The sequence below is a fragment of the Longimicrobiaceae bacterium genome, from assembly GCA_035696245.1.
Taxonomy (GTDB): domain Bacteria; phylum Gemmatimonadota; class Gemmatimonadetes; order Longimicrobiales; family Longimicrobiaceae; genus DASRQW01.
The window spans coordinates 1-10,410 of sequence record DASRQW010000017.1; the positions used below are offsets into that span (position 1 = coordinate 1).

7 protein-coding genes are annotated in these 10,410 nt (G+C 73.0%); 4 read left to right on the plus strand and 3 right to left on the minus strand.

Going from position 1 to position 10,410, the window contains the following annotated elements:
- The 4 genes from VFE05_00645 to VFE05_00660 all read left to right on the plus strand — a co-directional run.
- Positions 1-943: hypothetical protein (locus VFE05_00645; protein ID HET6228550.1), on the plus strand; the 943-nt coding region annotated here is incomplete at its 5' end.
- Between the two features lie 347 nt (positions 944-1,290).
- Positions 1,291-3,393 carry a M20/M25/M40 family metallo-hydrolase gene (locus VFE05_00650; protein HET6228551.1) on the plus strand — a complete coding sequence of 701 codons (2,103 nt, stop codon included), beginning with the start codon at positions 1,291-1,293 and terminating at the stop codon, positions 3,391-3,393.
- Positions 3,394-3,738: 345 nt separating this feature from the next.
- Positions 3,739-5,781 (plus strand): M13 family metallopeptidase, encoded by a 2,043-nt coding sequence (locus tag VFE05_00655; protein HET6228552.1) that lies wholly within the window; start codon positions 3,739-3,741, stop codon positions 5,779-5,781.
- 271 nt (positions 5,782-6,052) lie between these two features.
- Positions 6,053-7,234, plus strand: a complete 1,182-nt coding sequence (locus VFE05_00660; protein ID HET6228553.1) for an alpha/beta hydrolase — start codon at positions 6,053-6,055, stop codon at positions 7,232-7,234.
- Positions 7,235-7,437: 203 nt separating this feature from the next.
- On the opposite strand, the gene VFE05_00665 is transcribed toward VFE05_00660, so the two are convergent.
- The 3 genes from VFE05_00665 to VFE05_00675 all read right to left on the minus strand — a co-directional run bounded on the left by VFE05_00665 (position 7,438) and on the right by VFE05_00675 (position 9,959).
- Positions 7,438-8,268, minus strand: coding sequence for a phosphatase PAP2 family protein (locus VFE05_00665; GenBank protein ID HET6228554.1), 831 nt, complete (start codon positions 8,266-8,268; stop codon positions 7,438-7,440).
- 173 nt (positions 8,269-8,441) lie between these two features.
- Positions 8,442-9,095, minus strand: a complete 654-nt coding sequence (locus VFE05_00670) for an SEC59/DGK1/VTE5 family protein (protein HET6228555.1) — start codon at positions 9,093-9,095, stop codon at positions 8,442-8,444.
- Entirely contained in the window at positions 9,096-9,959 is an 864-nt protein-coding gene (locus VFE05_00675) for an alpha/beta fold hydrolase (protein HET6228556.1), read from the minus strand.
- Positions 9,960-10,410 lie beyond the last annotated feature (451 nt).

The following is a 10,410-nucleotide window of genomic DNA, read 5'->3' on the forward strand; positions in this document are numbered from 1 at the left end:
CGTCATGGCGCGCGAGGTGGCCGAGTCCGTGGCGCAGCTGGACCGGCGCGCGCCGCGGCTGGACCCGGCGGTGCGCGCGGCGCTGCTCCGCTCGCTGGCGCTGCGGCCGGCGGACCGCTTCCCCCACGCGGGCGCCTTCGCGGACGCGCTGAACGCGGACCGCACGAACTCGGGCATTGCCTACGCACCGCCGCGCCCCGCGTCCGCCCCCGCGTCCGCAGCCGCGGGGATGGCGCAGGACTGGACGGAGATGGACGCCACGCGGGCGTTGGGCAATGCGCCGCAGCCCACTCCGTCCGCATCCCCCCGCCTCGGCGAGGCGCCGCGCGCGTACGAGGCGACGGAGTTCTATCAGCCGCCCGCGCGCCCGGCCGGACTCACGCAGCAGCCGGTCTTCCGGTCGCCCGCTCCTCAGCAGTCCGCGATGCGGCCGCAGCAGCCGGTGTCGCAGGCGCCGTTCCCGCGGCCCGAGCCCGTCCCGGCGTTCACCGCGTACCAGCCGCCCGCGCGCGCGGCCGTCGCGCCGGCCGTCCCGCAGGCCCCGGCCGCCCCGCCCCAGAAGCGCTCGGCCATCGGCCGGGTGATGCGCGGCGTGTGGGAGTTCACGGTATCCACCGTGGTGATGGGGCTGTTCGTGGGCTCGTGGGCGGTGGCGGCGAAGGGCGTGATGGACCACCTGCACTGGGCGATCTACGCGGGCGTGGCGGGCGCCGTGTTCTTCACGCCGCTCGCCGTGCACCGCCTCACCGGCAGCCGCGGGCGGTACTTCATGGTGCTGGTGGCGTCCGGCCTGGCGACGGGCGGAGCCCTGCGCGTGCTGCCGCCGGGGACCGACATCGCCATCCGGCTGGCAGGTATCTTCGGCGGCCAGGTGGTCGCGTCGTTCCTGGTCGCTCGCCTCACCCGCCGCAAGGTACGCGATGCCGCGGAAGAGGAGCTCTAGCCGCGCATCGAATCGGCGAAACTGGCAGATGGAGAGGCGGATGGGAGAGATTCCCGTCCGCCTCTTCTCGTTCACCCTGGGGTTCGATCCACCGGCTGGATCGGAGGTGTCGCACCTCGGCACACCGGCCGGACGGCGCGTCTACGGACCGACGACGCACATCCGCTGAAGATGCAGGGTGGAGGCGAGGGTCGGGAGCGCGTGATCGTGAAGGAAGTTGCGGGTGTGCGCATCTCCCCGTGGATGCCGGGAGGCGGGGCTCCGCGGGAGGCTGTCGATTGGGGCGGGGATCGTGTACGTTGTGAGGCTGCCGTTTCCCTCGCCCGCCGAACCCCGAGGCCGATCCCGTGCTCCTTCGCTACGTTCCGGTGGCGCTGCTGGCCGGCGCCGCCGCGCTCCACGCCCAGCAGGCCACCCCCGGCTACTCCCCCGCCGCGTCCGCCCGCGAGCGCGCGCTGGAGGCCGACGCCATCGCGCGGCCCACGCCCGCGGCGGCGGCGGCGCACTCGCACGCGCTCTCGCGCGAGACGCACGTGGCTGGCACCGCGGCCGACGCCCGCACCCGCGACTACGTGATCCAGCAGATGCGCGCGATGGGGCTGGAGACGGAGGTGCGGCCGTACGTGGTCTACCTGCCGCACGCCACCGCGGTGCACGTGTGGCGCACATCGCCGGACCCGCGCGAGCTGCCCATGAGCGAGCCGCCGGTGCCGGGCGACTCGACATCCACCGGACCGCAGTACCCGGCGGTGAACGGATCGAGCGGCGCAGGGAACGTGCGCGGCAACGTGGTCTACGTGAACTACGGGCTGGTGGAGGACTACGCGCGGCTGGACTCGCTGGGCGTGTCGGTGAAGAACCGCATCGCCATCGCGCGGTACGGACGGTCGTTCCGCGGCATCAAGGCGCGCGAGGCGGAGAAGCACGGCGCGCTGGGGCTCATCATCTACAGCGACCCCAAGGACGACGGGTCGGGCGCCGGACCGGTGTACCCGCAGGGGCGCTTCCGGCCCGAAGGCGGGATCCAGCGCGGCAGCGTGATGAACGGCGCGGGCGACCCCAGCACGCCCGGCTATCCCAGCGTAGCGGGCGCGCGCCGCATCCCCCAGGCGGACATGCAGGTGCCGCACATTCCCGTGGTGCCCATGAGCTACGGCAACGCGGCGGAGCTGCTGCGGGGGATGACGGGGCCGGAGGCGCCGGAGCGCTGGCAGGGCGGCCTGCCCTTCCGCTACCACCTGGGCCCCGGCCCGGTGGAGGCGCGCGTGTCGGTGGAGACGGACTCGGCGGCGCATGCGTACAAGACGATCTGGGACACGTTCGGCGTGGTGCGCGGGAGCGACCTGCCCAACGAGCTGGTGATCATCGGCGGGCACCGCGACGCGTGGGGGCCGGGCGCGTTCGACAACGTGAGCGGCACTGCGAGCGTGCTGGAGGCGGCGCGAGCGGTGGCGGAGCAGGTGAAGGCGGGCAACCGGCCGCGCCGCACCATCCTGTTCGCCACGTGGGACGCGGAGGAGTGGGGCCTGGTGGGCAGCACGGAGTTCGTGGAGCAGGACTCGCTCCGCCTGGCGCGCGGGGCGGTGGCGTACTTCAATCAGGACGTGTCCGCTTCCGGCCCCAACTTCGGCGGGGCGGCCAGCCCGTCGCTGCGGGCGCTGGTGCGCGACGTAGCGCGCGAGGTCCCCTCGCCGGACTCGGCGGGGCTGAGCGTGTACGGGGCGTGGCGGCGCAGCGCGAAGACGGCCGACGGGCACGAGCCGGAGATGGAGAGCCCCGGCGGCGGCTCGGACTTCGCGGGCTTCTACAACCACCTGGGCATCCCGATGGCGGACTGGGGCTTCGGCGGGCCGGGCGGCGTGTACCACTCGCAGTACGACTCGTTCGAGTGGATGCGGCGCTTCGGCGACCCCGGCTTCCGGCGCCACGCGGCCAGCGCGCAGGTGGGCGCGGCCGCGGTGCTGCGCATGGCCAACGCCGAGGTGCTGCCGTACGACTACGAGGAGTTCGCGCACACGCTCCGCGGCTACCTGCCGGCGCTGGACTCGTCGTTCGTGGCGAAGGGCTGGCCGGCGGCGTCGGGCCCGCTGGCGGGGGCGCTGGACTACATGGGCCGCGCGGCGGCGGGCTTCGCACGGGCGCGCGACGCCGCGCTGGCGGGCGGCGCGCTCCCGGCCGCTCGGCGCGACCGCGCCAACCGCGCACTGATGGCGGTGGAGCGCGCCCTCACCCGGCGCGAAGGGCTGAAGACGCGTCCCTGGTACCGCGGGCTGGTGTACGTGGCGGACGAGGACAACGGCTACTCCACGATGGTCTTTCCCTCCGTCGGCGAGGCGGTGCGGGCCGGCGACCGGCAGCTCGCCGAGCGGGAGGTCGCGGACCTCGCCTCGCGCATCATGGCCGCGTCCCAGGCGCTCCTCTCCGCCACCGAAGCCGTGGGCGAGCCCTGAGCCACGCATCCGCGGAGTCGCGTCCGAAGCGCCCGCCACGCATCCGCCGAATCGCCGCGGACGGGAGATGTGGATCGGTCGGATGAGACGATGCTGCGGGCGGGAACGTATCTTCACGATGCGATGCCGGTCATCTACCGTGATCGACGCGGAGATGCGCGAGGCGCGATGCACATCTCCGATCTACCGAGCCGTTGCCGTTCCGGATCCGACTGGCAAATCGGGCGAGCAGAGGGATGCGGATTCGTGGAGGTGTCCGCATCCACCGGCGTTCTTGCGGCTCGAATGCTCCTCGATCCACTGCTGTTGATGTTCTTTTCACCCTCCAACCCCAAGGCAGATCCGATGAATACATCCCGTAGCCGGATGCTGGCGCCGGCGGCGCTCGTGGCGGCGCTGGCGATTCCCGCGCAGGCGCAGGGGCCGCTCGCGCACGCGCCCGCGGCCGTGAAGGCGGACACGGCGTGCGCCGCGTGCCAGGACTTCTACCAGTTCGCGAACACGACGTGGCTGCAGCAGACGCAGATCCCCGCGGCGTACTCGTCGTGGAGCAACTTCCACGAGGTGTTCCAGCGCAACCAGGACGTGCTGCGCTCGATCGCCGAAGACGCGGCGGCGCACCGGGCCACGGCCGCGCCCGGGAGCGCGGAGGCGAAGCTGGGCGCGTTCTACGGCGCGTGCATGGACTCGGCGGCGGTGGAGCAGCAGGGCGTGCGCCCGCTGCTGGACGAGCTGAGCCGCATAGACGCCATCGCCACGCAGCGCCAGCTCCAGGCGGAGATCGCGCGGCTGCACCACGTCGGGGTTCCGGCGGTGTTCACGTTCGGCGCGGAGCAGGACGACAAGGACAGCCGGGTGATGCTGGGCACGGTGCGCCAGGGCGGGCTGGGCCTGCCCGACCGCGACTACTACCTGAAGGACGACTCGGCCAGCCGCGCGCTGCGCGACAAGTACGTGCAGCACATCGACATGACGCTGCGCCTGGTGGGCACGCCCGCCACCCGCGCGCACGCCGACGCCATGCGAGTGCTGGAGCTGGAGACGGCGCTTGCCCGTGCGTCGATGACGCGGGTGGCGCAGCGCGACCCCAACGCCATCTACCACAAGCTGACGCTGGCCGAGGCGCAGGCGCTGGCGCCGGGCTTCGACTGGACGGGCTACTTCCGCGAGATGGGGGCGCAGCCGGGCACGCACGTCATGGTGCGCCAGCCGGACTTCGTGCGCGCGGCGGGCGGCATGCTGGGGAGCGTGCCGCTGGCGTCGTGGAAGGCGTACCTGCGCTGGCAGCTCGCGAACGAGGCGTCGCCGCGCCTGGGCGCCGTGTTCGTGAACGAGAGCTTCCACTTCCAGCAGGCGCTGAGCGGCGTGCGCGAGATGCTGCCGCGGTGGAAGCGCTGCCTCACGGCCACCGACAACGGCCTGGGCGAGCTGCTGGGCCAGGCGTACGTGGCGAAGACCTTCACGCCCGAGGCCAAGGCGCGCGCCGTGACGATGGTGAACAACCTGCGCGCGGCGCTTCACGACCGGCTGGGCACGCTGAGCTGGATGAGCGAGGCCACGCGCACGCAGGCCATCGGCAAGCTGGACGCCTTCGTCCAGAAGATCGGCTACCCGGACCGGTGGATCGACTACTCGGCGCTCGCGCTGGCGCCGGGCCGCTACCAGGAGAACACGGCGGCGGCGAAGCGGTTCGCCATCGACCGGGCCATGCGCAAGATCGGGCGGCCGGTGGACCGCGGCGAGTGGGGGATGACGCCGCCCACGGTGAACGCGTACTACAACCCCGGCATCAACGAGATCGTGTTCCCGGCGGGCATCCTCCAGCCCCCGTTCTTCGACCCCAACGCCGACGACGCCACCAACTACGGCGGCATCGGGGCAGTGATCGGGCACGAGATGACGCACGGGTTCGACGACGAGGGCCGCCAGTACGACGCGGTGGGCAACCTGCGCGACTGGTGGACGCCGCAGGACGCGGCGGCCTACACCACGCAGGCGCAGCGCGTGGTGAGCCAGTTCAACGGCTACACGGCGGTGGACACGCTGCACCTGAACGGCGCGCTCACGGCGGGCGAGAACATCGCCGACCTGGGCGGGCTGACCATCGCGTACGCGGCGCTGCAGAAGAGCATGGAGGGCAAGCCGCGCCCGCCGCTGGTGGACGGGATGACGCCGGAGCAGCGCTTCTTCCTGTCGTGGGCGCACATCTGGCGCACGGTCACACGGCCGGAGCAGTCGCGCATGCTGGTTTCGGTGGACCCGCACTCGCCCGGCCGCTGGCGGGTGAACGGGCCGCTCTCGAACATGCCGGAGTTCGCCGCGGCGTTCCACTGCCAGGCCGGCGACCCGATGGTGCGCCCCGACTCGGTACGCGCGCAGATCTGGTAGCCATCGGCCACCGCTGACAGCGGCGGATCGTTGGATGAGCGAGGGGCGCGTCGGATTTTCCGATGCGCCCCTCACGCATTTCGGACGACGGGCCTCACGCGGAGCCGCGGAGCCGCGGAGAACGACATCTCGTCTCCTGCTGTTCTCCGCGTGCTCCGCGTCTCCGCGTGCGCCTGCCGTTCCGCCGGATTGGAATGGCGGGGTGCTTGTTCCCGCGTCCGGAACGTCCCTAGTTTGACGACAACGGCGAACCGAGCGACGGGAGATGCGGATGCGTGCTGTGCGTATGGGGTGGCGGGCGACGGACGGCGTGCGGCTGCTGCTTGCGGTGGTGGCGCTCGGATACGGTCTGCTGGCCGTGTTCCGCGCGCCGACGTACTGGACGTGGGAGATGGCGGTGCTCGCGACGGAGTGGGGATACGGCATCGCAGCGCTCGCGCTGGTGCTCGTCCTCCCGCGCGCCCGGCGGACGGCGGCGGGGCGTCTCGCCGCCGGGATCGCGGTGCTCGCCGCGGCGATGCTGCTGAGCCCGCTCGCGCGCGCGGTGCCCGTGGCGCACGAACTGCCCGCACGGATGCGCGAGGCGTTCGGAGATGCGCAGGCGCGCTCGCTCCCCGGCGCCCCCGCGCGCCCGCAGCCGCTGGCCCCGCTGGACATGCTGCGCGGCGTCCGCTCGCCCGGCGTGCGGGTGCGCACCTTCGTCTACGCCGACCGGGCGGACGGGCCGCTGCGGATGGACGTGTACTCGCCGCCGGGGCGAGGGCCCGCGCCGGCCGTGATCGTCATCCACGGCGGAAGCTGGCGCGGCGGCGACCGAAAGCAGCTCCCGCCGCTGAACCGCTACCTGGCCGCGCGCGGGTACGTAGTCGCCGCGATCGAGTACCGCCTCGCCCCGAAGCATCGCGCGCCGGACGCGCTGGCGGACGTGCTGACCGCTCTGCGCTTCCTGGAGGCGAACGCGCCGGCGCTGGGCGTGGACCCGCGGCGCATCGTGCTGATGGGGCGCTCGGCGGGCGGGCAGCTCGCGCTGCTGGCGGCGTACCGGGCGCACGACCCCGCGGTGCGCGGCGCGATCTCGTTCTACGCGCCCACGGACCTCGTCTACGGATACGCGCACCCCGCGAACCCCGCCGTGCTGGACAGCCGCGTCATCCTGCGCGCATTTCTCGGCGGCACTCCGGACGACGATCTGCCCGGCTACGTGGCCGCGTCTCCGCTCGCGTTCGTCGGGCCGGACACGCCGCCCACCCTGCTGGTGCACGGCGGGCGCGACGAGCTGGTGTGGGTCGTCCACTCCGAGATGCTGGACTCCGCGCTCGCGGCTGCCGGGCGTCCGCACCTGCTGCTCCGTCTCCCGTGGTCCACCCACGCCTGCGACTTCGCGTTCAGCCAGCCGTGCGGGCAGCTCTCCACCTGGGCGGTGGAGCACTTCCTCGCCGCGGTGACGCGGTAAGCTCGGCGGGAATCGGCCCCCTCCCCCGGCCCCTCCCCCAAAACTGCCTGGGGGAGGGGAGAATTCGGGTGTGGGCAGGAGGTGTGTCGCATCTTCGGATCGAGGCGGCGCGGACGGGACCGGTCGGCGGCACTACAAAACGGACCGAGGGCGCGCCGGGAGATGCCGGCGCGCCCTCGGTCCGTTCTCGTCTCCCGCTGCGGTCAGGGTGCGGGGATGGAGATGACGATGGGGATGCCGGTGCGGTTCTTGGGCACCAGGTGACGGTCCACGGTGTTGCCGCGGTGGATGTAGTTGTAGCGCACGACGGTGAGGCCGGTGACGGTGCCGATGGCGGCGCCGGCCACCACATCGCTCGCCCAGTGCTTGTTGTTGTACATCCGCGAGATGCCGGTGAGCGAGGCCAGCGTGTACGTGACGCCGCCCACGATCCAGCGCTGCTTGGGATGGTACACGCCCGCCTCGGCCGTCAGCGCCGCGGCCATGGCGAAGGCAGAGGACGTGTGCCCGGACGGGAACGACTGGTAGTCCGGGTTGCGCCAGCCACGGAAGAGCTTGAAGTCGTGGGGATTGTTGACGTCCTTGTACGGCCGCGCCCGCCCGGCGACGACCTTGCCCGCGTTGGTCACGATGCCGTTGACGACCACGGCTTCCACACTGTGCAGCGCCACGCGCGAGATGGTGGGATCGTGGGTCGCGCGGCCGTAGCCGTACGCCACGGCACCCCCCACCAGCGTGCCCGGCACGGCCAGGAGCCGCACCACGGTGGAGCCGCGGCCGGCGTACTTGTTGGCCTGCCACGCGGGCTGCTGCATCTTGGCGGTGACCCGGGCGTCCAGCGGGCGGGCCGCCAGGAGCGCCAGCGTGAAGCCGCCCACCACGTATGCGTCGGTGCTCGCGAAGACGTGCTTGAAGCGCGTGCTGTCGGCCGACTGCGCGGCCAGGGGCTGCACGCCCGAGGCCGCCATCAGCGCGGCGGCGGCGAACGCGCGAAAAGCCGCGCGCCCGCGGGCCGCGCCGAAGCTGCTTGCCATTCCCGTCATCCTCGTTCCCGTCGAAGTGCAGGTTGCGCCCGGCCGCGGCGCCTCCCGCCCAGCGGACGGCGGAGGCACGGCGGCGATTCCGGGGCGCGCATCCGCAGAAAGCACGCCGCCGCGCGGCGTTCCCCGCTCGTGCGTGGCGAAGGTGGCCGAAACAGGGCCGCGCCTCAGAGCAGCGTGCGGGCGAGCAGGGTACCCAGCCACGCCATGGCGCCGCCGCCCAGGGTCACGCGCACGTTGTCGTCCAGCGGCAGCGGCGCGAACTCGACTGCGGCGGCGGTGAGGGCGCCGAGGACCGCGCCGGCCGGGGCGAGCGCCGGGCTCAGCGCGGCGATGGTGAGGCCCACCGCCAGGTTCACCGCCAGCGCGGCCCCGAAGCCTTCCCAGCTCTTGCCCCACGACGTGCGGTGCCGCCCGAAGCGCTTGCCGACGAGCGCCGCGGCGGCGTCGCCCAGGCCGTTGAAGAGCATGGCGGCCACGGCGACGGGCGTGGGGAAGAGCACCAGCGCCGCGGCGTACGACACGGCCATGTACGTTCCGCCCGTGATGCTGTGCCGCTCGCGCGGCCGCAGCATGGTGCGGGTGAGGCGCAGGAAGTGGTAGCGCGGCCCGCGCACGTTCAGGCGCACCAGGTCTACCGTGAGCGCCAGGCAGGCGGCGGGCACCAGCACGGCCAGCGCCAGCGCCCGCGGCGCCAGCCACACCAGCAGCGGCAGCGAGGTGGTGGAGATGTGGAACGCCTTGCGGGCGAGCTCGCGCCGCATCTTCCGGGAGTGCGTGGTCACGGGCAGCGAGGGGTGTGCGGTGGCGGCGAGGGTCATTCAGTGGCTCCGGATGAAGTCCGCCAGGAGGCGGGCGACGCGTTCGGGGAACTCGGCGGGCACCCAGTGGCTGGCGTCGGGAAGGCGCTCGACGCGGATGCCGGGGACCCACGCGTCCAGCCCTTCGGTGAGCTGCGGGCGCAGGTGCGGGTCGCGCTCGCCCCACACGAGCAGCGTGGGCAGGTGGATGTCCGGGATGCGCGGCATGCCCGACGGGCGCAGCGCGCGATACCAGCTCAGCATCGCCGTCAGCGCGCCGGGCTGCGACCAGGCTTCCTTGTAGCACCGCACGTCCTCGTCGGTGTACGCGTCGCGGCGAACGGGCTCGCGGCGGAGGGCGCGCTCCAGCAGCTTGAAATTTCCGGCGCGCAGCACGGCTTCGGGCAGCCAGGGGAGCTGGAAGAACGCGGCGTACCACGAGCGCAGGCGCTGGTCCGCGGTCTTCAGCTCGCGGTTCATGGCGCGGGGATGCGGTGCGTTGATGGCGGCGAGGCAGCGGAAGCGCTCCGGATGCCAAGCTGCCGCGTACCACGCCACGATGCCGCCCCAGTCGTGCCCGACGACGGCCGCCGGCCGGTCGCTCAGGTGCGCGGCGAGGGCGGCCACGTCGGCCCCCGTGTGCTCCACGCGGTAGTCCGAGACGGCGCGGGGCTTGTCGGACAGGTTGTAGCCGCGCAGGTCCGGGGCGACGGCGTGGAAGCCGGCGTCCGCCAGCGCGGGCAGCAGGTGGCGCCACGCGTACCAGAACTCCGGGAAGCCGTGCAGCAGAAGCACGAGCGGCCCCTGCCCGGCCTGCGCGTAGTGCAGCCGCACGCCGTTCACGGCCGCCTCGCCGTGCGTGATCCCCGCCTCCGCGTCGGTCATCTTCTCGCGTCCCGGTGTCTCCGCGCAACCCGCGCGCCCCGCCCTACGCATCGCCCGTTCCAGGGAGATGCGCAACGACCCGGCATGCGGTCGACGTACGTCCGCGCAGGTGGGAGCTCGTTCTCGGTCGATGCCCTCCGAATCGCGGAGATGCCCAAGCTTGGTAGGTACCGACCTGCGTGTCGGTCCGCGGTCGGATGTGCGAGGATGTGTGGGACGAGCAGAGATTCGTGCGGCGGAAAGACGGTCGGACACACAGGTCCGACCCTACCGGTTGGAGAGGATGTGGCGGTCCGGGGGCTTCGTAGTACCCGTGAGATGCTGTGCGGCGGGAGACTGCCGGGCGTGATGGGCGAGAGCGCGTCACCGCTGCCGGCAGGCTCACGCCGGGGCGGGGAGACCCCGGACGGAGGCGGGCCAGGCAGTATCGGCCCGCCGGAGGAGGAGGCTC